Origin of the sequence: Chryseobacterium sp. KCF3-3, assembly GCF_045865955.1 — a bacterium.
Taxonomy (GTDB): domain Bacteria; phylum Bacteroidota; class Bacteroidia; order Flavobacteriales; family Weeksellaceae; genus Chryseobacterium.
This window is the reverse complement of sequence record NZ_AP035792.1, coordinates 1,366,450-1,389,343: the sequence shown is the minus strand read 5'-3', so window position 1 is coordinate 1,389,343 and position 22,894 is coordinate 1,366,450. Positions and strand designations below refer to the sequence as shown.

Here is a 22,894-nt window from a genome sequence, read left to right as displayed (position 1 = left end):
AGGCCTGCTTTTTCTTTACCGGTGTGTATAAATACAATTAATGACATTTTGAGTTCTCGCATTTTGATGCAACATTAACCGAATAAAGTCAGCATAATCTACACTTTTTCAAAAGTTTTTTAAAATTATCAAACAATTCAAAATGTTCCCAAAATTACGAAATTTTACTATTTTATAAGAATGAAATTATTTAGATTCTTTATAAATATGAATTTTATAATATCTATTTTTGGTCGTATTTTTGTAAACAAATGGAGAATATGAAAAATATCCTGAATGTTTTGTGTGTTTTTATTTCGATTTTCGTTTTCTCACAGACCCAATCTGTGAAGAAAGTTCCCTTGAAGAAAGGATCAAAAACCACGACTAAAAAAGCAGCTGCAGCTAACAAACCTAATGCTGATCTGGTGGTGATCAATAAAGATCTTCCAGTTTTGATTCCTAAGAAAAAGGGTGATCAGTTCGGGTATGTCAATCAGAATGGGAAATTTATTATCCAGCCGGAATATCATATCGCGGTATTTTTTTATGAAGACTGCAATCTTCTGAATTCTCCTAATGAAAAAGTCAGAAAATTTGGAACAAGAGACTATGCTACGGTAGAAAAAAATATGATTTCATATCGTGTAGATCAGTCTGGAAAGAGAGTGTATCAGTTCAAAGAAGCAGATTTTGGAAAATGTAAATTTGAAGAATATAAACAACAGTTATTTCAGGCCTATATTCTGAATGGTTTTTACGGAATCATTGAAAAATCAAAATTTGTAAATGCCGCCGATTACAGACAATATCAGATCTATCCTCAATATCAGTATCTGTTCATTCTTGAAGGAGATGATGTGGCTAATCCGATGATTGTGGCTTCCAATAATGATAAATTTGGAATCATCGATGTTAATAATAAGATTATCATTCCGTTTGAATATTCCAATATTAAGCGAAACTTCAGCTGGAAACTGGGTAAGATGTTTGAAGTAACAAAAGATGGCTCGAATTACTACTATATCGACGCCAATAACAAAACTTACTAGAGAGTTATAAGTGATGAATGATTCATCTGATAACTCCTATTTTTCGTAGTATTTTTTCCATTGCGTAACCCTCAACCTAACACCCTGAGTCTCGCACTTCGTAACCCACTATCCTGCATCTCGAAACCCGAATTCCAATTCATATATTTTTTGTAATTTTGCAGCTGAAATAAAGGGGTGCTTTAACAGGCTGAGATTATACCCAATGAACCTGGAACAGGTAATGCTGTTTAGGGAACCATTTAAATAATTGATAGATGATTAGCGATAAATGATCGGTAAACATCACGTATCATTTACTATTTATCAATTATCTCATAATCACCCCTTTTATTCATTAAATGTTAAAGATTTATAGAATGAAAGGATTATTTTTTTTAGGGCTTAGTGTAGGCTCTGTAGCTTTTATACAGGCCCAGAATAAAGATTCCCTAAAGGTCAGGGAAATTGAGGCAGTCAACTTTACCAAAAGACTGCCGGTAGCAAAGGAAATCATCAATGTACAGAAAGATCTGGACAGTAAGAATCTGGGACAGGATCTTCCTATTCTTTTGAAAAATCAAACCTCCATTATTTCTACTTCCGATGCCGGAAATGGAGTAGGATATACCGGCTTCAGAATCCGTGGAGTTTCAGGAAGTGCTATCAATGTCATGATGAATGGTGTTCCATACAACGATTCTGAAAGCCAGGGGATATTTTTTGTCAACGTTCCGGATTTAACAAGTTCAGCATCACAGATTGTCATTCAGAGAGGGGTGGGAACTTCCAATAATGGTGTTTCCGCTTTCGGAGCAAGTATTAATGTACTTTCTAAAGATCCGGAAGAGAAGTTTTATTTTAAAACAGACGACAGCTACGGATCATTTAATACCTATAAATATTCAGCTGAAATAGGCTCCGGAAAATTCTGGAAAAACCGTCTTTCCGTGATGGGAAGATACACTCATATTCATTCTGACGGATATATAGACAGAGCTTCATCCAACTTACATTCTTATAATTTCACTGCTTTATTTGAAGAAGGAAACACGAAATTACGTTTAATGGCTTTTGGTGGAAAAGAGAAAACGTATCAGGCCTGGAATGGAATTGACCGTAAAACCTGGGAAACTGATCCTAAATTCAATATTTCAGGAGCGATTTATGATGCCAATTGGGAGAATATTGTAAGTTTCTATGATAATGAAACGGATAATTACAGACAGAATCATTATCAGTTGCTTTGGGAGCAGAAATTCAGTGACCGCTGGAATCTGGAAACCACGTTCCACTATACAAAAGGAAAAGGATATTACGAAAACTATAAACAGGGAAATCCTTTCTCAAGGTACAATCTGCCTAATATCATTGAAGGTGGACAAACTATAAAATACTCAGATTTTATCAGAAAAAAATGGCTGAATAACGATTTCTACGGAATGGTTTCTACATTGTACGGGAAGTTTGAAAATCTGGATCTGAACTTTGGTGCCGTTGTGAATCAGTATTACGGAAGACACTATGGAAATGTGACGGGAGTATTTTTCCCTCAGATTGATGAAAGCGAATATTACAGAAACCGCTCTGTGAAGAATGAAGTGTCTGGTTTTGCAAAAGCTTTATTAAGAGTGAATAATTTTGAATTCTTTGGTGATTTACAGCTTAGAAAAATTAATTACAATACTAAGATCCTGATGGCAGGGGACGGTGAAGGTGCAGATTTAAGTAAAAACTGGCTGTTCTTTAATCCTAAAGCCGGAGTGAATTACAGGATTGACGGAGGTAAAATTTTCCTTTCATACGCTCATGCTCATCGTGAACCCAACAGAGATGATCTGATGGCCAATAACGATGTGAAAGCAGAAAAACTTCATGATATTGAAGCAGGTTTTGAAAAACAGTTCGGGATTGTTTCATTGACGGCCAATGTTTACTATATGTATTATGTGAACCAGTTGGTGTTGAACGGAGAACTGAATAACGTAGGAGCATTTATCAGAACAAATTCAGGGAAGAGCTACAGAAGAGGGGTTGAAGTAGGTGCTTTGGCAAAACTATCTAAACAATGGGAGGTTTCAGGAAACGTAACGTTAAGTCAGAACAGAAATCAGGATTTCAATATTCAAAATGGAGATTTGCCTAAAAGCCTTGGAAATACTCAGATTTCATTCTCTCCGAATGTAATTGCCAATATAAGCCTGAAATTCAATCCTACAAAGAATTTCCAGTTTGCTTTAATGAATCAGTATGTTGGAAAACAATATCTGGACAATACCGAAGATGCGAATCTTCAGCTTAAAGATTATTTCCTGACAGATTTCAATGCGCAGTATCAGTTTAAAATTGCTAATAATGAAATTGCATTAAAGCTATTGGTGAATAACCTGTTCAACAAGAAATATGTGAACAACGGATCTGTATATGAAGGCCAACCGTATTATTTTTCACAGGCAGGAACGAACTTTATGTTTGGAATAAGCTGGAAGATTCAGTAATCAGGAAAAAAGTTTAGGGAATAGATCTATGGAACCACAAATCTGTTCCTTTATTTTTCAGCTTTTTTCTCTTAAAACCATAATAGTAAAGCTTTTAAAAAAGGATTTGAATAATGGTATTCCTTTTTTAATACAGAATAATTAAAAGGCTGCTCCGGCAGTCTTTTTTATATCCATTAAATATTACAAAAAGTCCCGAAAAAGTTATAAATTTGCTGCCAAATGAATATTTCAGCATATATTTTAGAATACTTAAAACAATTTGGAACTGCCACAGTTCCAGGCTTTGGGGTGTTTTCACTGAAAAATTCTAAGGCAATTATTAATTCTGAAAACGGAAGCATTCTGCCTCCGGCCAGTCAGATTGAATTTACAATAGATTACGAAGTACAGGCTGAAGATCTTGCTGCTTTTATTGCAGAACAAAAACAGATGTCTCTGGAAGCTTCAAAAAGTGATCTTAAAATTCAGACTGATTTTTGGAAGAAAAAACTTCAGGCCGAACAGGTTCTTGAAATTCAAAACCTTGGAACAGTCTTCATTGAAGAAGGGCACACTCATTTCAAGGGAAAAAGAATAGAATCCGGACGTCCGGATTTTTACGGATTGGAGGAAATCAGATTCTCAGATATCAATAACGGGGAAAAAGTGAATACCACAGTGAATCGCGAAAAGGATTTTAAATTCAAAAAAACAATTCTTTGGATTTTCCTTCTGGTTATTCCGGTTCTTGGAATTTTATACCTTGCGTTTACCCAACAGGAACTTCTTTTTGGAAAAAAATCTTTCAATAATGTTTCCGTACAGACCTCTACCCATAGAATTGTAAAAGATACGGTAAAAGTGATGGTACATACCCCGGAAACACCTGTTTCAGATTCTTTGAAAAAAGATTCATTAGTAAAACCTGTCGGAAAAGGAATGAAACCTGCTCCGGCTGTCCCAAACAACACTAAGACTAGATGGCAAAAATAAAAAAAGCGTCAGAATCTCTGACTATTATGACCAATATCGTTCTTCCGAACGAAACCAACTCTTTAAGAAACCTTTTCGGTGGTGAACTTCTGGCAAAAATGGACCGTTGTGCGTCTATTTCTGCAGCAAGACACTGTGAAAGAAGAGTAGTAACAGCTTCTGTAAACCACGTATCTTTCAACCATCCGATTCCGGAAGGAGGTGTAGTGGTATTGGAATCTAAAGTTTCCAGAGCATTCTCTACTTCCATGGAAGTGTATGTAGATGTATGGTTGGATGATCCGATTAACCAGAAGAAAATTCATACAAATGCAGGGATTTATACGTTTGTTGCAGTGGATGAATTCAATCGTCCGATTCCTATTCCGGAAATGATTCCTGAAACAGAGGAAGAAAAAGAAAGATTTGCAGCAGCATTCCGTAGAAAAGAACTTTCATTAATCCTTTCCGGAAGAATGAAACCTTTGGAATCTGTAGAACTTAAAAAGTTATTCCAGGAACCGCAGGAGTCTAAAAAAGACAAGAAATAAAACACAAAAAACGCAAATGGTTGGCACAAATTTTCACAAATGGTTTGTGCTCAGTCAGATGAAAAAATAATCAAAATGGATATTTCAGAAAATGATATATCAAAAATTGTTTATGAAGCAGGGTATATAGTTCATAAATCTCTTGGACCAGGACTTTTGGAAAGTGCTTATGAAGAATGCCTGTTTTATGAATTAAGTAAACATGATATTCTTGTAGAAAGACAAAAACCGATGCCATTAATTTATGATGAAGTTAAAATGGATGTTGGCTATAGACTTGACTTTTTGATTGAGAAAAAATTTGTGCTGAAAATAAAATCTATAGAATCATTACAGGATATTCATTTAGCGCAAATACTTACCTACCTTCACCTAAGTAATTGTAAACTTGGGATATTGATCAACTTCAATACACTTCAGTTTAAAAATGGGGTTAAGAGAGTAATTAACGGTACTTTATAATTTGTGTTATTTGTGAAATAAATTAGTGTCATTCGTGTTTAAACTATGAAAATACTTCTTTTAGATAAAAATCATCCTCTTATTACTGAACAGCTTTTGGCTCAGAATTTTATTTTGGAAGAGGATTTTACGTCGTCTTATGATGAGGTTTGTGATAAAATTGAGAATTACGACGGAATTATTATCAGAAGCCGTATCCCACTTAACAAAAACTTTCTGGAAAAAGGAAAGAACCTGAAATTCATCGCAAGAGTAGGTGCCGGAATGGAAAATATTGATATTCCTGTTGCCGAAAAACTGGGAATTCAGCTGATTAATTCTCCGGAGGGAAATAGAGATTCTGTGGCGGAGCATGTAGTGGGAATGCTGCTTGTTATTATGAACAGACTTTTTATTGCTTCTCAGGAAGTGAAAAACGGGATCTGGAAACGTGAAGAAAACAGAGGTGACGAGTTGTTAGGGAAAACAGTAGGATTAATTGGATATGGAAACATGGGAAAAGCTACTGCAAAAAGACTTTCAGGATTCGGATGTAAGGTGATTTTCCATGATATTCTTCCTGACCTTTCTGATGAATATGCCACACAGGTTTCATTAGAAGAATTAAAACAATCTGCAGAGGTTGTAAGTTTACATATTCCTCTAACGTCAGAAACGCATTATCTTATTGATCAAACATTCATTCAGGAAATGAAAAACGACTTTTATTTCGTGAATACAGCAAGAGGAAAGAATGTTGAAACTAAAAGTTTAGTAGAAGGGTTGAAATCAGGAAAGGTAAAAGGGACTTGTCTGGATGTATTGGAGTATGAAAAGTCTTCTTTCGAGAACATAGAATCTGAAAATGAAGATTTAAAATACCTTCTGGAATCAGAAAAAGCAATTGTCACACCCCATATTGCAGGCTGGACGCATCAGAGTAAAGAAAAACTGGCTCAGTTTATTGTAGATAAAATAGTAGCTTCACATTGTTAAACTAAGCAATATAAAAAAGATAAAAAGACGAATTTACAAAAAGTGAATTCGTCTTTTTTTTATTAATTTCGAATTATTAACTTTTATATAATCATGACCTGGACTCCAATATCCATTGAAGAAATTTTTGAAAAGATTTTCTTGACAGAAAAAGATTTAAATGGCCATCTTTTAAACTTCTGGGATTTAATCAAAATATACCCTGAAAAATGGTACGAAGAAGAGTATGGACAGGAAGGAGGAGGTTTTTGGGTCGTAGGATTAATAGGTAGAAGAGTAATTTACTATAATGACATTGAAGAAGGATTTAATATTTGAGAGTATTCAGTATATGGGACCATTGATAACTATTATTGTAACCAGGATGATTTGAGTACTGCAATTTTAAATATGTATAGTCTTATTACATTTGGCGGAAGAATAATAGGACAAGCAGGCCCTCCTATTTGATAAGGTTTAGATTCTAAGGAAGAGAATTTATTTTCTCTGCTTTTTACCTCCTCATTTTCCGGATTTTGCCTTTTCGCATTTTTAATTCTCTATTCATTTATGTTAAATAATTCATAATATCCACCTCATATTTATTATTTATTTTGAGTTTTATTAAATTGCCGCTCATTTTTGAATCTCATGAAGACGCGTAATTTTGTACTTATCCTAACTGTTTTATTATCGATATTTTCCTGTAAAAAAAAGTCTGAAGCCAAAGAAGCTTCGGCTGAAAATACAACCAATCTGCCCAACTATGGAAATGTAGATCTGGGTGATATTTTTACAAAAGGGGACGGACAACTTCTGAACAGACAGACTACTGTAAGTTATATCGATCAGTATTACAAAAAGGTATGGGAAGGAGGAGACCTTAGTGGTGGAATTCTTGTTGCCAAAGGTGATGAAATCCTGTATGAAAATTACAGAGGCTTCGGAAGAGAAGGAAACCAGATGCCGATCGACAAAAATACACCTTTACACGTTGCTTCAGTTTCGAAAACTTTAACGGCAATGGCCATGATGAAATTGATAGAGGCAGGAAAAATAAAATTTACAGATCACCTTACTCAGTTTTTCCCAGGATTTCCCTATCCGAATGTTACCGTTCAGACTTTATTGGATCAAAGAAGTGGTCTTCCAAAATATGAATATTTTATTACCAAGATACAGCCGGCTCCGGCAGAACTTTCCAAGCAATTTATTACGAATCAAGATGTATTGAACATGATCATTAAATATAAACCTGATCTGGCAAGAGATACGGATACAGGATTTATGTATTGCAATACGAATTTTGCTTTATTGGCTTTATTAATTGAAAAAGTGACCAAAACTCCTTTTCCTCAGGCGATGAAAGAAATGGTTTTCACACCATTGAAAATGAATAACACTTACATCTTTCAGGAAAAAGATATTCCAACAGCAGCACAGTCTTTTTATTATGGAGGAAATAAGCTGTATCCTTTAGACAGACTTGATCTGATTTATGGAGATAAAAATGTGTACACTACGCCAAGAGATCTGTACAATTTCTCAAAAGCCATGTTTTCGAAAAATTTCCTGAAGCCTGAACTGATGCAGATGGTATTCACTCCTTACAGCAATGAAAAAGCAGGAATGAATAATTATGGCTTAGGATTCAGGATGAAAATATTTGATAACGGTGAAAAGCTTACTTATCACAATGGATGGTGGCATGGTACGAACTCCGTATTTGCCCATCTTTTAAAATCTAAGGTTACCATCGTAGCTATCGGAAACAAATATTCAAACAAAGTATATACAGCTCTTGCATTATCCGGATTATTCGAGGATTTCCCTTTGCAGAAGGATAAGCTTCATTCGGTGATGCATGACAATAAAGATACTTTGAATTCCGGACAGGAAGTTTTTGGAGAATAATGTTTACTTTTGCCTAAACATTTTCATGAAAAGGTTTCTTTTATTATTCGTTATCTGTTTTCTTGTACATTCATGTGCAAGAGTAGGATCTCCTGTTGGAGGACCTAAAGATACTCTGGCGCCGAAGTTTTTAAGTTCAAACATTGATACAACAAGAATTAATGTCAAAAGAGATATTCACCAGCTCCGTCTGGACTTTGATGAATATGTGACGTTGAAGGATATCAATAAAAACCTGATTATTTCACCTCCTATTAAAGGAATAACGAGAATTCTCCCGTCCAATATTGCCAACAAATTTGTTCTGATTCAATGGTCAGATACTCTTCAGGCTAATACTACTTATAACTTCAATTTTGGAAACTCAATTGTTGATAATAACGAATCCAATATACTAAGGTATTTCAATTTTGCTTTTTCTACAGGCGATAAATTGGATGACCTTTATATCAGTGGTGAAATAAAAGATGCCCTGGATACTAAAAAGAAAACAGGAACTACAACAGCTGAAAATAAACTTGTGGTAGGATTGTATCAGGTAAAAGATACGATGGATTACAAGAAAAAGCCTTACTATATCACTAAGGTAGATGAAGACGGATATTACGAACTAAACTATCTGACTCCTGGAAAATATAAAATTATTGCTTTTGAAGATGAGAACGGAAATTCTATGTATGACCCGGGGAAAGAAAAAGTAGGATTCCAGAAAGATCCAATCAATTTTGAGAAATCTATATCAGGATTAAACTTAAAAGTATATCCTTCCAAAAAGGCTGTAAAGTATGTAGAAATGAAAGAAATCTCAGGAGGTGTTCTGATGACTTTTGAAGGAAATCCTGATGAAGTAAAAGTTCAGTCGCTGAATGAGAAGCTGAAAGATGTAAAAATAACCCATACTCCGAAATCGGACTCTGTAAGAATCTGGTTTGATGCGGCAAAAGATAATGTAGGGCAGGATGCCAATGAAAAACTGATATTCACTCATAATAAAGGTCCGAAAAAAGACAGTGCCTACAGTGTATCTTTATTTTACAGATACAATAAAAAGAATGTCATGGATCTCAACAGTGATAATGGAGGTGAATCATTAGCTCCAAAGTCAGATTTTAAGATATCTTCCAATTATATAGTTGATAAAATAGATCCTTCAAAATGGACATTGAGAGTAAAAGGAGACAGTTTAACAACGTTACCATTTACTGCGAAAATTTCAGAAACCAATCCATACCAAATTCAGGTTCAGTCAGATTTTGTGATGGGAAAAAGCTATGAGCTTACTGTGCCTAAAGAAACTGTATCCTCATTCTATGCAAAAAATACTCAGTCTAAGCGTTTCGATTTTGATGTTGACAAAATAGACCAGTTTGGAAGCGTTGAATTCTCCATTTCTAATGCACCTACGACAAATTATTGGATTCAACTGCTGGATTCTTCAGATAAAATAGCCTATCAGAGGTATACAAAAGGAGATAAAGTGAAATTTGATATCCTGAAACCTGGAGAATATGTAGTGAGAATTCTGGTAGATAATAACGGGAATAAATATTGGGATGAAGCAGATTTTGCTAATGATATTTTTGCTGAAGATGCTTATATTTTCTATAAAAAAGTGATCATTAGAGGTCTATGGGAAACAAGAGAAGAGTGGGATCTTAAGGATACCAAAACACTTGATAATCCTAAAGGAGCTACACCCGCTGTAGCAACTCCTGCAGTGGAAACACCATCAGCTACCACTGAAGTGAAACAAGAAGCTAAAAAAGAATTGAAATCTCAAAATGCTGTTTTAACGCCAGTAAAGTAAGTTGATGAAGATTGCTAAGAAAATAATATTCTGGACATTGGTGGCATTTGCTCTGATTCAGTTCTTTCCTATCGACAGAACCAATCAGCCTGTGGATACGAAGGTAAACTTTGTTGATGCAAGGAAATCACCGGAAAAGATCAGAACACTGCTTAAAAATGCCTGTTACGACTGTCATTCTAATGAAACAGTATACCCAAAATATGCTTTTATTGCGCCCGTTTCCTGGTCTGTAAAAAGCCATGTGAATGAAGGTAGGGAACATCTTAATTTTTCTGCCTGGCAAACTTATAATAAGGATTTGAAGGAGAACATGCTTACTAAATCTATTCAGACTATTCAGAATAAAACAATGCCGATGCCTGGCTATATCGTGTACCATAAAGAGGCTAATCTTTCAGAAGCAGAAAGAGCATTGCTGATTCAGTATTTTGAAGAAATGCTGAAGACTAAAACTTATTAATCTCTACCATAAAAAAACTCCCGCAGATTTTACAGACCGGACAGATATTTGTTTTAAACAATCTGCTCAGTTTGTAAAATCTGCGGGAGAATATTTTACAAAAATTATTTCTTTAAATAGCTCTCAAAAAATCTCTTCTGAGAATCAAAAGCAAGATCTTCAAGATCCAGATTCTGTAAAGGAATCCAGACTGCTTCCGAAATCTCAGAGAGCTCAAGATTTACCTCAAACTTTTCCGAAACATTGTATTCATAAAAGAGATCGATCGTATTATAATCAATTTCCTTGTATTGATAGATGTTGGGAAGGCTGGTAAGGTATTTCAGGTTAGAAATATTGATATCAAGCTGAAGTTCTTCAAAAAGTTCTCTCTTACAGGTTTCCTCTGCACTTTCTTTAGGGTCAACAAATCCTCCGGCAAGATCAAGTTTCCCTTTTTTAGGATCTCTGTTTCTTCTCGTAAGATAAATTTCGTCTCCACATCTGATGACAACCGCTACAGCACCTGCCACATTATTATACAAAGTAAAACCACATTCCGGGCAGCTCCATTTTTTTTCACCATCCCAGTGTAAGGACTCCTTGCCACAGCTTGGGCAATATTTCAATAGTTTCATTGAGCAATATTAATATTTCTCGGGTGATAACTTAAAATAACATCCCTTAATTCTTCCGTTTTCAGGTGCGTATAGATCTCCGTTGTTGTAATACTGGAGTGTCCCAGCATTTCCTGGATATAACGCAAATCTGCTCCATTCTGTAATAAATGGGTCGCAAATGAATGTCTGAATGTGTGTGGAGATATTTTTTTGTTAACCCCTGCTTTATCTGTAAGTTCTTTGATTATAAGAAATACGATTACTCTGGACATAGAGGTCCCTCGGCTGTTTAAAAACAGAGTATCTTCATATTTCTTATTCACTTTTCCTTTAGAACGTACCTCTTTGATATAACTTTCAAGCAAATCAGCGGTATAGTCGGCTAAAGGAACAAAACGGGTTTTATTTCCTTTTCCGTGTACCTTGATGTACTGTTCTTTGAAGTTGATATTGGAGATCTTCAGATCGATCAGTTCAGAAACACGAAGTCCGCATCCATATAGTACCTCTATGATGCAGTGGTTTCTTTTTCCTAGATCTGTATTGACCTCAATAGCAGCAATAATTTTGTTGATATCAGGCAGGCTTAAAGTATCAGGTAGATATAATCCCAGTTTAGGGCCTTCAAGTAACGCCGCAGGATTGTCTTCACGATATTCATCCTCCAGCAGAAATTTAAAGAAAGCTTTGATGGAAGATATCCATCTTGCTTGTGATCTCTCACTGAATTTCTGTTTGGAAAGATTGAAAATGTATTCCTGCAGGTTTTCGTAACCGATGGAGTCTGGACCGACGTTTTCCAGATCCTCTTCTGCGTAATCTTTTAATTTCTTAATGTCCCGAACGTAAGCGTCGAGCGTGTTTTCTGAAAAATTTCTTTCGAAACGAAGAAATATTTCAAAATCTTTGATCTTTTCATCCCAAGTCATTTGTGCTTATTTTTTTAGTTCACAGTCCGATATTTGTTCTATTTCAATGTTATGGTTCCTCAGGAACGATATTCCATCGTCATCCGAATACTCATTAATGTACACCAGTCTCGTAATCCCGGCCTGCAGAATCAGTTTACTACATTCTTTACATGGAGACAGCGTTAAATATAACGTTGCTCCTTTCGCAGATTGGGTAGAGGCAGCCAGCTTTAATATAGCGTTAGCTTCCGCATGCAATACGTACCAGTGTGTTTTTCCTTCTCCATCTTCACAGCAGTTTTCGAATCCCGAAGGAGTCCCGTTGTAACCATCTGAAATAATCATCCTATCTTTTACGATAAGAGCTCCCACCTGTTTTCTCTTACAGTAGGAGAGTTTTGCCCATTCCTGAGCCATTTTTAGATAAGCTTTATCAAACTTATTCATACCGCAGCATTGTTTTTTTTCGAAATAATTTGGATTAAAATCTTTTAGAAAGATTTAGAAGTTAGGCTTTCTCTTCTCTAGAAACGCAGTAACTCCTTCTTTCTTATCTTCCATTTCAAAAAGTTCTCCGAAATATTTAATTTCAGTTTCAAAACCTTTCTCCGTATCAGATAAATTCACGGCATTTATAGCCTTCGATATTGCCATTGGCGAATTGTAGGCAATCGTGTTTGCTAATTCTTTCGTTTTGGTTAATAATTCTTCAATAGGATATACTTCATTCACCAATCCGATCTCTTTTGCTTTTTGAGCAGGGATCATTTTGGCAGAGAAGATCATTTCATTGGCAATACCTTTTCCTACAAGCTTTGGAAGCCTCTGAGTTCCTCCATATCCTGGAATTAATCCAAGAGTTACTTCAGGAAGTCCTAATCTGGCGTTTTCCGATGCGTATCTGATGTGGCATGCCATGGCAAGCTCCAAACCTCCTCCTAATGCAAAACCGTTTACGGCTGCAATGACAGGTTTAGACATATTTTCAATTTTGTTGAACAATGTATTTTGTCCGTTTCTTGCAAGTTCTTCAGCTTTTTCCTGTCCGAAGTCGCTGAATTCCTTGATATCAGCTCCCGCTACAAAAGATTTTTCTCCACTTCCGGTAAGGATAATTACTCTACATGAAGTGTCAGCGTTAAGCTCATCCAGTGCGGTACTGATTTCCTGAATTGTTTTAGCATTTAAAGCATTTAAACTCTCAGGTCTGTTTATGGTAATAATAGATAATTTATCTTCTTTTTTTAATAATATGTTCTCGTAACTCATTTTTCCACTTTAAAATATCATCCTTTGCAAATTATGAATTTTTTACAAAAAAAAGGAAAAAATATTATTTTTTTTTCCTTTTTTTTAATTTATCATTCAATATGATTATTTGGAATGATTCATCATATTTGCATCAATATTAACATTTAGCTGAGAAGCCACTTTCATGCCAAGCTCAATGTTAGCACGGAAAAAGTGACATAGTTGTCGGTTGATAATCTCATCTTTTTTCGGTCCTGTAATGCCATTCATGCTGCCTACAATATTTTTGATCAAATGATCTCTGTCTTCTGCATTCATTGCTTTTGAATACAAAAGTCCTGGTTGGGTATAGTGATCACTGTCGTTGTCATTTCTGTTGTAGCTGGCAACATGAGCACTGTCTAACTCATATTCATAGTTTTTATAAGATGAATCTGCTTTGATGTCATCAAAACTGTTCGGATGATAATTAGGTTTGTCCTGATACTGGCTTGAATCTGCCATATAACCATCTCTTTGATAATTGTTGACTTCAAATGGACATCTGTTCACTTCCAGCTGATGAGAGTTGACCCCTACTCTGTAACGGTGAGCATCAGGATATGAGAATAATCTTCCCTGAAGCATTTTGTCCGGAGAGAAGCTGATTCCGTTAATCAGATTGCTCGGAGAAAAAGTAGACTGTTCTACATGCGCAAAATAATTAACAGGAACTTCATTAAGTTCCATTTCTCCAACCTCGATCAAAGGAAAATCGTCATGGAACCATACTTTGGTTACATCAAACGGATTCCATCTGAAATCTTTTGCCTGTTCCTCAGTCATTACCTGTATAAATAAGGTCCATTTCGGGAAATCTCCATTTTCAATAGCATTGCAAAGATCTTCCTGTGCAAAGTCCGGGTTTTCTCCGGCCATTTTTACCGCTTCTTCATCCGTGAAGTTTTTTACACCCTGTTTAGTCTTGAAGTGGAACTTTACCCATACTCTTTCATTTTTATCATTAATCATGGAGAAAGTATGAGATCCGAAACCATGCATATGTCTGTAACCATGTGGAGTTCCTCTGTCTGACATTAATATAAGAACCTGATGAAGTGATTCCGGGTTTAGGCTCCAGAAATCCCACATCATGGTGGCACTTTTTAAATTGGTTTTTGGTACTCTTTTCTGAGTATGAATAAAATCCGGGAATTTTTTGGCATCCTTAATAAAGAATACAGGAGTATTATTTCCTACAAGATCCCAGTTTCCGTCTTCAGTATAAAATTTTAATGCAAATCCTCTTGGGTCTCTTGCCGTATCTGCACTTCCTTTTTCACCTCCCACAGTAGAAAATCTTGCAAACATTCTGCATGAGTTTCCTACTTTTGAAAACAGTTTTGCTTTTGTGTACTGGCTGATATCATGCGTTACGGTGAAAGTTCCGTAAGCTCCGCTTCCTTTGGCATGCACAATCCTTTCAGGAATCCTTTCCCTAACGAAATGTGCAAGATTTTCCTGAAGAATAAAGTCCTGCAGCAATACCGGGCCTCTTGGTCCTACCGTCTGTGAATCCTGATGTTCAAAATAAGGTGCGCCGCTACTTAACGTTAATTTTTTAGAATCCATATCATTAATGATTTGTATAAATGTTTTTTGTTTTTCTAAATCCAAGTGTAAAGGTAATGAATATCAAATTTACTTGAATTTTTAATTGGTAATAGCAAAAACGTTATATCTTTGTAATAGATAATATTAATCAAATGAACATTCAGCAACTGGAGTATCTTATCGCTGTAGATAAGTATAAACATTTTGGTAAGGCCGCTCAGGCGTGTTTTATTACCCAACCTACGTTAAGTGCCATGATACAGAAATTTGAGGATGAACTGGATGTAAAGGTGTTTGACAGAACTACCCACCCGATTCGTACCACGGATGTAGGTCTTCAGATTATTGATCAGGCAAAGGTAATTATCGAGTCTGTGAATGAGCTGAAAAACAAAGCCAATCTTTTGAATAATATTTTAGGAGGAACCATCAATCTGGGGATCATTCCTACAGTGTCTTCTTTCATTCTGCCAACAGAGATTTTCAAATTCCTGGAGGAAAATCCGAAGATTCAGATGAATGTGAAAGAAATGACAACAGATAATATTATTAAAGCTTTAAAAGCAGGAGAACTGGATGCGGGAATTATCTCTACTCCTTATGATACTGCTGATGAGTTTTATCAGGATTTCCTATTCAATGAGGAGCTGATGATTTACAGTTCCAATACAGAAGCTAACAAAAAGAATTCTTATATCATTCCGGAAGATCTGAATGTAGAGAAAGTATGGCTGCTTGAAGAAGGAAACTGTCTGAGAAATCAGTTTGAAAATATCTGTCATCTGAAAGAAAATACCCTGAAGCCTAAAAATTTAGACTTCCTGGCTTCCAATATTCAGACTTTGGTGCATATGGTAGATAAAGTAGGAGGAATCAGTATTCTGCCGGAATTGGCTCTGAGCCAGCTTTCAGAAGAGCAGAAGAAAAATGTTTTCAGATTCAAAAAACCTTTCCCTTATCGAGAAATCAGTATTATTTATTATAAACCAACCTTTAAGCAAAAAATTATTGATGAATTATCACATTCTATCAAAACTTCTTTAGAACTTAAGTTGAATTACCACGAAAGTCCGAAAGAATTTGTAAGCATTAAGCCTCAGTAATGGAAATGCTTTAAAGTGATAGAAATCATCAATTTAAATAAAATTATAATTAATAAACAAAATTTTTGAGTATTACGAAAATAGTACTTAAATTTGCTGACGTTTATTACGAGGAAAAATTTGACCTGATTGCAACCTCTATAAAAAAATGCTAAAACAGTATTCTTTTTTCTGGGCAATTTCATTCATATTTTTCGCAAATACAATTTTTTAAATCTTTAAAAACAAAAGAATTATATGTCTTATTTATTTACATCTGAATCAGTTTCAGAAGGACATCCGGATAAAATTGCCGATCAAATTTCCGATGCATTAATCGACCATTTCTTAGCATATGATAAAGATTCAAAAGTAGCATGTGAAACTCTTGTAACTACCGGACAGGTGGTGTTGGCAGGAGAAGTAAAATCAGATGCTTACCTTGATGTACAGACCATTGCCAGAGAAGTAATCAATGGAATCGGATATACGAAAGGAGAGTATATGTTCAATGGAGATTCTTGTGGAGTAATCTCTGCAATCCATGAGCAGTCACCTGATATCAACCAGGGAGTTGACAGAGCGGTAAATGATGAGTCTTTCGAAGCTAAAGCAAATGCACAGGGAGCTGGAGACCAGGGAATGATGTTCGGGTATGCTACCAATGAAACGGCCAACTATATGCCTCTTGCATTGGATCTTGCTCACACAATTCTGAAAGAACTTTCTGCCATCAGAAGAGAAAATAAAGAAATCGCTTATCTTCGTCCTGATGCAAAAAGCCAGGTAACCATTGAGTATTCTGATGATCATAAACCAATCAGAATAGATTCTATCGTAGTTTCTACTCAGCATGATGACTTTGGAAGTGAAGAAGAAATGTTGAACAAAATCCGTGAGGATATCAAAAATATTCTGGTTCCAAGAGTTGTTGCACAGCAGACTGAAGAAATCAAAGCTTTATTTAACGATCAGATTAAATATCACATCAATCCTACAGGGAAATTCGTAATCGGAGGACCTCACGGAGATACAGGTCTTACAGGTAGAAAAATCATCGTTGATACTTACGGAGGTAAAGGAGCTCACGGTGGTGGTGCTTTCTCTGGAAAAGATCCTTCTAAAGTAGATAGAAGTGCTGCATATGCTACAAGACATATTGCTAAGAACTTAGTGGCTGCAGGCGTAGCGGATGAAGTTTTGGTACAGGTTTCTTATGCAATTGGAGTAGCTGAACCTTGTGGTTTATACATCAACACTTATGGAACTGCGAAAGTAGACCTTCATGATGGAGATATCGCGAAAAAAGTTTCTGCTATTTTTGATTTAAGACCTTATGCTATCGAGCAGAACTTAAAATTAAGAAACCCTATTTATCAGGAAACGGCTTCTTACGGACACATGGGTAAAGAGCATTATGTGGCTGATAAAACTTTCAATAAAGGACATAAAAATGAGCTTACATTGAAAGGGCTTGAGTTCTTTACTTGGGAGAAACTAGACAAAGTTGAGGAAATTAAAGCCGCTTTTGGAATTTAATTTCTTTTAAAGAATAATAAATGAACTGCTTTATCTTTGGATAAGGCAGTTTTTTTTAATTTTACACCTTAATAATATAGAAAGATGATGAATTTTCGAACTGTAGTTGCTGTCCTGTCCCTGTTTTTGCTAAGTACATTAGTAAAAGCTCAATATACCATGCATAAAATGATCAGTGTAGGGTATACTTACCAGAATCAAAGTTTTGGTGAAGTAGGAGGTAAATTGCTTTTCCTTAAAAATGATGATGTTATTTACAGATTGGGAGGATCTGCAATGATGGGATCTGTGGATTCTAAATTTGCTATTATGCCGAAACTACAGGCTGATGTACTTCTTAATTTTGAAAAAAATGTAGACTTCTATCACTCGTATTACTTTTTAGCAGGAGTAGAAGGTACCAATAAATACATTGCCCCTAAGATAGGAGTTACCTTATTTGGAATGCTCGATCTTACAGGAGGCTATGCTTTTCCTATCGGAGATACCCGATTGAACGGTAAAGAGATGAAAGGACTGAATGTTAATTTAACATTAAATATCCCCACAGTCTTTATTCATGACATGTTTAAATGATTTTTTTTAAATTTTTCTCTATAAAATTTAATAATAGGTTAACAGTTATTAAAAAATTATTATATTTACATCATAATAATTGTACTACCGCCTATAGAAGATACTCTACTCTAGAACTGTTTTGTTTATACAGCAAAGGCCAGAAGAAATATCTGGTAGAATGCCTGTCTGCAAATATTTATATTGAGAAGAGTTATGAAATCAAAATCGGATAGTTTACTAATTTCCCTTTACCAGAAAGGTGATGAGAGCGCATTATCAACCCTCATTCACCGTCATCAGAGAGAACTTTTTACATTCATTTTTTACAAAATTAATGATGAAGATTTAGCCAACGATATCTTTCAGGATACATTCATGAAGATTATTGTAATGCTGAAAGAAGGACGCTATAACGAAGAAGGCAAATTTATTCTTTGGGCGAAAAGAATTTCCCACAATTTAATCATCGATCATTTCAGGTCAAAAGCCAAGAATATCAAAGTTTCAGAAACTACTTTTGAAACAGATGAATATTCTATCTTTGATTTGATCAGAGAGCCTTCGGAAAATATTGAGGATCAGCTAGTGACCAATCAGATCCAGGAGGATTTATTAAGGATGTTACAGTTTTTACCACAAAACCAGCAGGAGGTAATCAAGCTGAGATTTTTTGATGGTTTGAGTTTCAAAGAAATTGCAGATCATACAGAGATGAGCATTAATACTACTTTAGGAAGAGTAAGATATGCACTCATCAACCTGAGAAAAATCATGGATGAAAACAATATAATATTAACCAGATAAATAATATTTTGTGAAATTTTACGTTTTAAGGAAAACATACTTCGCTTATGAAAAAAAATGACTCCTTAAAAGTGAAAACTTTGAAACCTAAGAAACAAACAATTGATTTTTTGCTGAATTTTTCCAAAAGCCTTGAGATTGTGAAGAGCAAGAGCAAAAATTATCCTATTACAAAAAATTAAAATTATTAACTTTGTGCTGTATGAAAATGCAGCATGTTTTTTTTGACCTGGATAATACACTCTGGGATCACCGCAGAAATGCTTATCTTACCATCAAAGATCTTTTTGAAAAACAGGAAATTACTTCGAAGTACTCTATTGACTTTGAAGAGTTTCACTCTGTATATCACGATATCAACGAAGAATTGTGGGAAAAGATCAGAGACGGAATTATTGGCAAAGAGTACTTGAGAGAACACCGTTTTTATGATTCATTTAAACATTTTGGAGTAGATAATAAAGAGCTTGCCCTTTATTTTGAAGAAAACTTCCTTGATAATATTGTGAGCCATAATGAACTGGTAGAAGGCGCTGAAGATGTTTTGGAATATCTGAAAGCTAAGAATTATACACTACACATTATCTCCAATGGTTTTCAGGAGGTCACAGAAAGGAAGTGTACCCTGTCCGGAATTGCACCTTATTTTAAAACAATTACCAGTGCAGATGCAGTAGGAGTAAGAAAGCCCAATCCAAGAATTTTTGAATATTCATTAGGACTTTCTGAAGCCAGAAAAGAAGAAAGTATCCTGATTGGCGATGACTGGATTGCAGATGCTATGGGAGCTACGGATTTCGGAATGGATGCAATCTTCTTCGATGTTTATAAAGAAGACAAACAGAAGGAAGGTTTAAAAGCCATTACCCATCTTCAGCAGATTAAAGAATATTTATAGAGTATAAGATCATAGAATCTGATAAAAAGCCACTAAGAACACCTTAGTGGCTTTTCTGTTTTCAATACACTTCAGAACAAACATTTGTGATCATCTGTGTCAATCTTTGGTTAAATTAAATATTCTCCACCAAAATCATTTTTCCCAATTCTTTCCCAAATTGATTAGGAACTTTGCTCCATAATAATAACAGAAAAATGTAATAGTATGAAAAATGTAAAGAAAATCACAGGAGTATTAATGGTCTTATTTTTATTGATCGGAGGCTTTGTTTCTGCACAGGACAGAGCAATCAATGCTAATCAGTTACCGAAAACAGCTAAAAACTTTCTTGCGGCTCATTTTAAAGGAATACCAGTAAATTCAGCAATAGAAGACAGAGAAATCTATGGTGTAGATGAGTACAAAGTATATCTGACTAATGGAATGAGAATGGAGTTCGATAGCAATGGAAACTGGAAAGAAGTAGATGGAAAACATCAGAAAATCCCATATGGTTTTATTCCTGCTTCAATCAGGAATTACAGCACGAAAAATTTCCCTAACACTTACATTATTAAGATTGAAAAGAAAAGATGGTCTTATAAAGCAGAACTTTCCAATGGATTGGAGCTTGAATTCGACAGAAACGGGAATTTTAAAAGAATTGATGATTAGCACGTAACCGAATACAAACACTAAATATTAATACTATGGTCAACTGGAATTTAATAAACAGCAACGGAAGAAAGGTTTCTTCTGCGATGATTAGAAAAAGTATTGTGTCTTTTATGACAAAGCACCATCCCGGTAGCGTGATTGATTCTATTGAGAAAAAATATAATGCCTATAAAATCAATCTAATGAATGGTATCAGTCTCGTTTTTGATGCAGACGGCCGATATGTCAAATCGAATTAATGGTAAGACTGGAAGTTGGAGGCCGGAAGAAGAAAGTTAAATGAAACTGCATAGATTGATGGAGTCTGAATAACTTCCAGCTTCCCTCTTCAATCTTCCAGCTTTTAATTTCATATATTTGATATACATTAATGAAGTAGCAGAATATACAGATCCAGAAATATGAAGATTTTAATAGTAGAAGATGAACCCGAACTGAAAGATACCGTACAGAAGTTTCTGGAAGCAGAGCATTTCATTGTTGAATATGCGGAAAATTACAGTGGTGGGCTGGAGAAAATTATTTCTTACGAATACGACTGCATTTTGCTCGATATTATGCTGCCTGACGGAAACGGAATAGATCTTCTGAAAGAGATCAAAAAAATGCACAAGAAAGATCCTGTGATCATTCTTTCTGCCAAAGACTCTGTGGACGATAAGGTGGCCGGACTGGAAATAGGAGCAGATGATTATCTAGCAAAACCTTTCCACCTTGCAGAATTGATGGCCAGAATCAAGTCTGTGATCAGAAGAAAAAATCAGGATGGTGAAAATATCATCCGATACAAAAATATCAGCATTGATCCGGAGAACAGAACGGTAAAAGTAGGGGATGAAGAGCTTATTCTTAACCGAAAAGAATATGACCTTTTGTATTATTTTGTAATTCATCCGGAGAAAACCTTACAGAAAACAACATTAGCCGAAGCAATCTGGGGAGATTATATCGATCAGGCAGACAGTCTGGATTTTATTTATTCCCAGATTAAAAACCTTCGAAAAAAACTGAAAACTCTCAATGCAGAAGCTGATTTTCAGGCTGTATACGGAATAGGATATAAATTCATCTGATGAAGACTTCATTAAAATATTACACGATAAAATATCTGATCATGATCCTGCTGCTGATTATAGCAGTGTGGGCCGGTCTTTTTTATGCCTATATCCTGGATGAAGTACATGATAATGTGGATGATGGATTGAGGGACAGAAAGATACAGATCATTAAAGCGGTTTATCTTAATCCTCAGCTTTTGAAGAACAATGAATTTGGATTCAATGAATTTAAAATCAATCCGATCAAAGCTGGAGATTATCAAAATAAAAGCAGGCTGTACAACAAGATGTACTATATGGAGTATGATGACAAAGACCAGCCTTACAGAGTTCTTGAGGCCGACTTTATTGATCAGTTCAAAGGTCATCAGCGGCTTGTCATCAGAACATCTACGGTAGAAGAGGATGAATTGATATACGACCTTACGACAGCCTTAATTGTGCTTTATATCCTTTTGGTGGTAAGTATCGTAGCTGTCAATGGATATCTGCTGAATAAAGCCATGAGGCCGTTCTATCTGATTTTGGATAAACTAAAAAAATATCAGTTTGGAATTCCTTTTTCTCAGGAAAAACAGAACTATAAGATCACTGAGTTTGAAGAATTAAATGTGGAAATCAATGAAATGATTGAACGTAATGAATTGGTTTTCTATCAGCAGAAACAGTTTATTGAAAATGCTTCCCATGAGCTTCAAACTCCTTTGGCTATCGTGATTAATAAAATTGATCTGATGATCCAGAATGATGATCTTGACAAAAAGAATCTGACTTTTCTTACGGAAGTGAAGAATGACCTGAGAAGAATGGTAGGTTTAAACAAATCTTTATTAATGCTTTCCAAGATTGAAAACAGCCAGTTTAATAAAACTTCAGATGTTGATTTTAATGCAATGATCGCTCAATTAGTTCAGAATTATGAAGACTTTATTGCCTTTAAAAAAGTAGAAGTCAGTATCATTGAGAAAGGAAAATTTGTCGCAGATTTCAATCAGGATCTTGCCGATATTCTTTTGTCTAACCTTCTTAAAAATGCAGTAAAATATAACAACGAAGAAGGAACTCTAAACATTATCATTGAAAATAACAGAATAGCATTTCAAAACAGTGGAAACCCTGTGTCTTTAGATCAGTCAAGGATCTTTAACCGCTTTTACAAACAAGGTTCAGATCATACGTCCACCGGACTGGGATTGTCTATCATTAAGACTATTATCAAACAATATCCGGGCTGGGATATTAATTACGAATATGGAGATCAGATGCATTACTTTATCCTGACCAAGAATAATGCTCGATAATAATTTATATCAAAAGAAAAAGCCTTT

The 22,894-nt window shown here is 35.2% G+C and carries 24 protein-coding genes and 1 riboswitch; of the genes, 19 read left to right on the top strand and 5 right to left on the bottom strand.

The window, feature by feature from the left end; translation table 11 throughout:
- Positions 1 to 260 precede the first annotated feature (260 nt).
- The 10 genes from ACKTTZ_RS06210 (at position 261) to ACKTTZ_RS06165 (ending at position 10,613) form a co-directional block, all read left to right on the top strand.
- Complete coding sequence (locus tag ACKTTZ_RS06210; RefSeq protein WP_253317502.1) at positions 261 to 1,031, top strand: WG repeat-containing protein; 771 nt, start codon at positions 261 to 263, stop codon at positions 1,029 to 1,031.
- 163 nt (positions 1,032 to 1,194) lie between these two features.
- Positions 1,195 to 1,286, top strand: a riboswitch (TPP riboswitch).
- 104 nt (positions 1,287 to 1,390) lie between these two features.
- Positions 1,391 to 3,508: a TonB-dependent receptor gene (locus ACKTTZ_RS06205; RefSeq protein ID WP_407847846.1), complete on the top strand. Its 2,118-nt coding sequence runs from the start codon at positions 1,391 to 1,393 to the stop codon at positions 3,506 to 3,508.
- Between the two features lie 222 nt (positions 3,509 to 3,730).
- Positions 3,731 to 4,483 carry a hypothetical protein gene (locus ACKTTZ_RS06200; RefSeq protein WP_034692540.1) on the top strand — a complete coding sequence of 251 codons (753 nt, stop codon included), beginning with the start codon at positions 3,731 to 3,733 and terminating at the stop codon, positions 4,481 to 4,483.
- Entirely contained in the window at positions 4,471 to 5,013 is a 543-nt protein-coding gene (locus ACKTTZ_RS06195) for an acyl-CoA thioesterase (protein ID WP_034692538.1), read from the top strand. Before ACKTTZ_RS06200 ends, ACKTTZ_RS06195 begins: the two co-directional genes overlap by 13 nt.
- Before the next feature lie 75 nt (positions 5,014 to 5,088).
- Positions 5,089 to 5,475: a GxxExxY protein gene (locus ACKTTZ_RS06190; protein WP_407847844.1), complete on the top strand. Its 387-nt coding sequence runs from the start codon at positions 5,089 to 5,091 to the stop codon at positions 5,473 to 5,475.
- Between the two features lie 45 nt (positions 5,476 to 5,520).
- The gene (locus ACKTTZ_RS06185) at positions 5,521 to 6,450 is read left to right on the top strand and encodes a 2-hydroxyacid dehydrogenase (RefSeq protein ID WP_034692535.1); all 930 of its coding nucleotides are present in this window, start codon (positions 5,521 to 5,523) and stop codon (positions 6,448 to 6,450) included.
- Between the two features lie 93 nt (positions 6,451 to 6,543).
- On the top strand, positions 6,544 to 6,768 hold the full coding sequence (locus tag ACKTTZ_RS06180; protein ID WP_407847842.1) for a hypothetical protein: 225 nt from the start codon (positions 6,544 to 6,546) through the stop codon (positions 6,766 to 6,768).
- A 312-nt stretch (positions 6,769 to 7,080) separates the two neighbouring features.
- The gene (locus ACKTTZ_RS06175) at positions 7,081 to 8,343 is read left to right on the top strand and encodes a serine hydrolase domain-containing protein (RefSeq protein WP_407847840.1); all 1,263 of its coding nucleotides are present in this window, start codon (positions 7,081 to 7,083) and stop codon (positions 8,341 to 8,343) included.
- Positions 8,344 to 8,368: 25 nt separating this feature from the next.
- Positions 8,369 to 10,150, top strand: coding sequence for an Ig-like domain-containing protein (locus ACKTTZ_RS06170; protein WP_034692528.1), 1,782 nt, complete (start codon positions 8,369 to 8,371; stop codon positions 10,148 to 10,150).
- Between the two features lie 4 nt (positions 10,151 to 10,154).
- Positions 10,155 to 10,613, top strand: coding sequence for a heme-binding domain-containing protein (locus ACKTTZ_RS06165; RefSeq protein WP_253317500.1), 459 nt, complete (start codon positions 10,155 to 10,157; stop codon positions 10,611 to 10,613).
- Between the two features lie 104 nt (positions 10,614 to 10,717).
- Here ACKTTZ_RS06165 and ACKTTZ_RS06160 read toward each other — a convergent pair whose 3' ends face one another.
- The 5 genes from ACKTTZ_RS06160 to ACKTTZ_RS06140 form a co-directional block, all read right to left on the bottom strand.
- On the bottom strand, positions 10,718 to 11,230 hold the full coding sequence (locus tag ACKTTZ_RS06160) for an NUDIX domain-containing protein (RefSeq protein ID WP_034692525.1): 513 nt from the start codon (positions 11,228 to 11,230) through the stop codon (positions 10,718 to 10,720).
- Positions 11,227 to 12,141, bottom strand: a complete 915-nt coding sequence (xerD, locus tag ACKTTZ_RS06155) for a site-specific tyrosine recombinase XerD (RefSeq protein ID WP_034692523.1) — start codon at positions 12,139 to 12,141, stop codon at positions 11,227 to 11,229. The genes ACKTTZ_RS06160 and xerD overlap by 4 nt, the downstream gene beginning before the upstream one ends.
- A gap of 6 nt (positions 12,142 to 12,147) precedes the next feature.
- Complete coding sequence (locus tag ACKTTZ_RS06150; RefSeq protein ID WP_034692520.1) at positions 12,148 to 12,570, bottom strand: dCMP deaminase family protein; 423 nt, start codon at positions 12,568 to 12,570, stop codon at positions 12,148 to 12,150.
- Positions 12,571 to 12,624: 54 nt separating this feature from the next.
- The gene (locus ACKTTZ_RS06145; protein WP_034692518.1) at positions 12,625 to 13,392 is read right to left on the bottom strand and encodes an enoyl-CoA hydratase/isomerase family protein; all 768 of its coding nucleotides are present in this window, start codon (positions 13,390 to 13,392) and stop codon (positions 12,625 to 12,627) included.
- A 105-nt stretch (positions 13,393 to 13,497) separates the two neighbouring features.
- Positions 13,498 to 14,985, bottom strand: coding sequence for a catalase (locus ACKTTZ_RS06140; protein ID WP_407847836.1), 1,488 nt, complete (start codon positions 14,983 to 14,985; stop codon positions 13,498 to 13,500).
- 134 nt (positions 14,986 to 15,119) lie between these two features.
- Between ACKTTZ_RS06140 and ACKTTZ_RS06135 the strand changes: the two genes are divergently transcribed.
- The 9 genes from ACKTTZ_RS06135 to ACKTTZ_RS06095 all read left to right on the top strand — a co-directional run bounded on the left by ACKTTZ_RS06135 (position 15,120) and on the right by ACKTTZ_RS06095 (position 22,867).
- Positions 15,120 to 16,070 (top strand): LysR substrate-binding domain-containing protein, encoded by a 951-nt coding sequence (locus tag ACKTTZ_RS06135; protein WP_034692517.1) that lies wholly within the window; start codon positions 15,120 to 15,122, stop codon positions 16,068 to 16,070.
- Positions 16,071 to 16,307: 237 nt separating this feature from the next.
- A complete protein-coding gene (gene metK, locus ACKTTZ_RS06130; protein ID WP_253317496.1) occupies positions 16,308 to 17,588 on the top strand; it encodes a methionine adenosyltransferase in 1,281 nt (426 codons plus the stop codon).
- Positions 17,589 to 17,672: 84 nt separating this feature from the next.
- Positions 17,673 to 18,164 (top strand): hypothetical protein, encoded by a 492-nt coding sequence (locus ACKTTZ_RS06125; RefSeq protein WP_407847834.1) that lies wholly within the window; start codon positions 17,673 to 17,675, stop codon positions 18,162 to 18,164.
- Positions 18,165 to 18,359: 195 nt separating this feature from the next.
- Positions 18,360 to 18,950, top strand: coding sequence for an RNA polymerase sigma factor (locus ACKTTZ_RS06120; protein WP_034692511.1), 591 nt, complete (start codon positions 18,360 to 18,362; stop codon positions 18,948 to 18,950).
- A gap of 202 nt (positions 18,951 to 19,152) precedes the next feature.
- The gene (locus ACKTTZ_RS06115; protein ID WP_034692509.1) at positions 19,153 to 19,848 is read left to right on the top strand and encodes a YjjG family noncanonical pyrimidine nucleotidase; all 696 of its coding nucleotides are present in this window, start codon (positions 19,153 to 19,155) and stop codon (positions 19,846 to 19,848) included.
- A gap of 207 nt (positions 19,849 to 20,055) precedes the next feature.
- Entirely contained in the window at positions 20,056 to 20,505 is a 450-nt protein-coding gene (locus tag ACKTTZ_RS06110; RefSeq protein ID WP_034692507.1) for a PepSY-like domain-containing protein, read from the top strand.
- A gap of 35 nt (positions 20,506 to 20,540) precedes the next feature.
- Positions 20,541 to 20,747: a PepSY-like domain-containing protein gene (locus ACKTTZ_RS06105; RefSeq protein WP_034692505.1), complete on the top strand. Its 207-nt coding sequence runs from the start codon at positions 20,541 to 20,543 to the stop codon at positions 20,745 to 20,747.
- A 162-nt stretch (positions 20,748 to 20,909) separates the two neighbouring features.
- The gene (locus ACKTTZ_RS06100; RefSeq protein ID WP_034692504.1) at positions 20,910 to 21,581 is read left to right on the top strand and encodes a response regulator transcription factor; all 672 of its coding nucleotides are present in this window, start codon (positions 20,910 to 20,912) and stop codon (positions 21,579 to 21,581) included.
- Entirely contained in the window at positions 21,581 to 22,867 is a 1,287-nt protein-coding gene (locus tag ACKTTZ_RS06095; protein ID WP_407847830.1) for a sensor histidine kinase, read from the top strand. Before ACKTTZ_RS06100 ends, ACKTTZ_RS06095 begins: the two co-directional genes overlap by 1 nt.
- Positions 22,868 to 22,894 lie beyond the last annotated feature (27 nt).

Coding starts and splice junctions, on each gene's coding strand:
- ACKTTZ_RS06150 (WP_034692520.1), bottom strand. CDS start 12,570: ATGAATAAGTTTGATAAAGCTTATCTAAAAATGGCTCAGGAATGGGCA.
- ACKTTZ_RS06125 (WP_407847834.1), top strand. CDS start 17,673: ATGATGAATTTTCGAACTGTAGTTGCTGTCCTGTCCCTGTTTTTGCTA.
- ACKTTZ_RS06160 (WP_034692525.1), bottom strand. CDS start 11,230: ATGAAACTATTGAAATATTGCCCAAGCTGTGGCAAGGAGTCCTTACAC.
- ACKTTZ_RS06110 (WP_034692507.1), top strand. CDS start 20,056: ATGAAAAATGTAAAGAAAATCACAGGAGTATTAATGGTCTTATTTTTA.
- ACKTTZ_RS06135 (WP_034692517.1), top strand. CDS start 15,120: ATGAACATTCAGCAACTGGAGTATCTTATCGCTGTAGATAAGTATAAA.
- ACKTTZ_RS06175 (WP_407847840.1), top strand. CDS start 7,081: ATGAAGACGCGTAATTTTGTACTTATCCTAACTGTTTTATTATCGATA.
- xerD (WP_034692523.1), bottom strand. CDS start 12,141: ATGACTTGGGATGAAAAGATCAAAGATTTTGAAATATTTCTTCGTTTC.
- ACKTTZ_RS06185 (WP_034692535.1), top strand. CDS start 5,521: ATGAAAATACTTCTTTTAGATAAAAATCATCCTCTTATTACTGAACAG.
- ACKTTZ_RS06100 (WP_034692504.1), top strand. CDS start 20,910: ATGAAGATTTTAATAGTAGAAGATGAACCCGAACTGAAAGATACCGTA.
- ACKTTZ_RS06115 (WP_034692509.1), top strand. CDS start 19,153: ATGAAAATGCAGCATGTTTTTTTTGACCTGGATAATACACTCTGGGAT.
- ACKTTZ_RS06210 (WP_253317502.1), top strand. CDS start 261: ATGAAAAATATCCTGAATGTTTTGTGTGTTTTTATTTCGATTTTCGTT.
- ACKTTZ_RS06205 (WP_407847846.1), top strand. CDS start 1,391: ATGAAAGGATTATTTTTTTTAGGGCTTAGTGTAGGCTCTGTAGCTTTT.
- ACKTTZ_RS06190 (WP_407847844.1), top strand. CDS start 5,089: ATGGATATTTCAGAAAATGATATATCAAAAATTGTTTATGAAGCAGGG.
- metK (WP_253317496.1), top strand. CDS start 16,308: ATGTCTTATTTATTTACATCTGAATCAGTTTCAGAAGGACATCCGGAT.
- ACKTTZ_RS06165 (WP_253317500.1), top strand. CDS start 10,155: ATGAAGATTGCTAAGAAAATAATATTCTGGACATTGGTGGCATTTGCT.
- ACKTTZ_RS06120 (WP_034692511.1), top strand. CDS start 18,360: ATGAAATCAAAATCGGATAGTTTACTAATTTCCCTTTACCAGAAAGGT.
- ACKTTZ_RS06170 (WP_034692528.1), top strand. CDS start 8,369: ATGAAAAGGTTTCTTTTATTATTCGTTATCTGTTTTCTTGTACATTCA.
- ACKTTZ_RS06200 (WP_034692540.1), top strand. CDS start 3,731: ATGAATATTTCAGCATATATTTTAGAATACTTAAAACAATTTGGAACT.
- ACKTTZ_RS06140 (WP_407847836.1), bottom strand. CDS start 14,985: ATGGATTCTAAAAAATTAACGTTAAGTAGCGGCGCACCTTATTTTGAA.
- ACKTTZ_RS06195 (WP_034692538.1), top strand. CDS start 4,471: ATGGCAAAAATAAAAAAAGCGTCAGAATCTCTGACTATTATGACCAAT.
- ACKTTZ_RS06095 (WP_407847830.1), top strand. CDS start 21,581: ATGAAGACTTCATTAAAATATTACACGATAAAATATCTGATCATGATC.
- ACKTTZ_RS06145 (WP_034692518.1), bottom strand. CDS start 13,392: ATGAGTTACGAGAACATATTATTAAAAAAAGAAGATAAATTATCTATT.
- ACKTTZ_RS06105 (WP_034692505.1), top strand. CDS start 20,541: ATGGTCAACTGGAATTTAATAAACAGCAACGGAAGAAAGGTTTCTTCT.
- ACKTTZ_RS06180 (WP_407847842.1), top strand. CDS start 6,544: ATGACCTGGACTCCAATATCCATTGAAGAAATTTTTGAAAAGATTTTC.